This window comes from Thermoanaerobacter sp. CM-CNRG TB177 (assembly GCF_018588165.1).
Classification (GTDB): domain Bacteria; phylum Bacillota; class Thermoanaerobacteria; order Thermoanaerobacterales; family Thermoanaerobacteraceae; genus Thermoanaerobacter; species Thermoanaerobacter thermocopriae.
The window spans coordinates 1-522 of the sequence record NZ_JAFCAC010000100.1; the positions used below are offsets into that span (position 1 = coordinate 1).

The following is a 522-nucleotide window of genomic DNA, read 5'->3' on the forward strand; positions in this document are numbered from 1 at the left end:
GAATGCCGGCATGAGTAACGAGAGTAAGGTGAGAAACCTTACCGCCGGAAGCCTGAGGTTTCCTGGGGAAGGGTAATCCACCCAGGGTAAGTCGGGGCCTAAGCCGAGGCTTAAAGCGTAGGCGATGGGGAACCGGTAGAGAATCCGGTACCACCGAGGGCCGCAAAGAGAGGCGGGGACGCAGCGAGATAGGTGGAGCGTGCGGTTGGTAGGGCACGTCCAATCAGGCACCGAAGGGTACGTAGGCAAATCCGCGTACTGGCAGGGGTCTGAGAAGGGGAGCCGGAAGGCGAAGCCACCGAAGCAGCTGCCGAGAAAAGCCGCTATCGAGGCCTGAGGTGCCCGTACTACAAACCGACACAGGTAGGCGAGGAGAGAATCCACAGGCGAGCGGGAGAACCCTCATTAAGGAACTCGGCAAAATGACTCCGTAACTTCGGGAGAAGGAGTGCCGAAAGGCCGCAGAGAAGAGGCCCAAGCGACTGTTTACCAAAAACACAGGTCTCTGCTAAGTCGGAAGAC

1 rRNA gene is annotated in these 522 nt (G+C 58.6%); it reads left to right on the plus strand.

The features are described from left to right. A 23S ribosomal RNA gene (locus I4N53_RS11430) occupies nucleotides 1–522 on the plus strand; the annotation flags it as partial.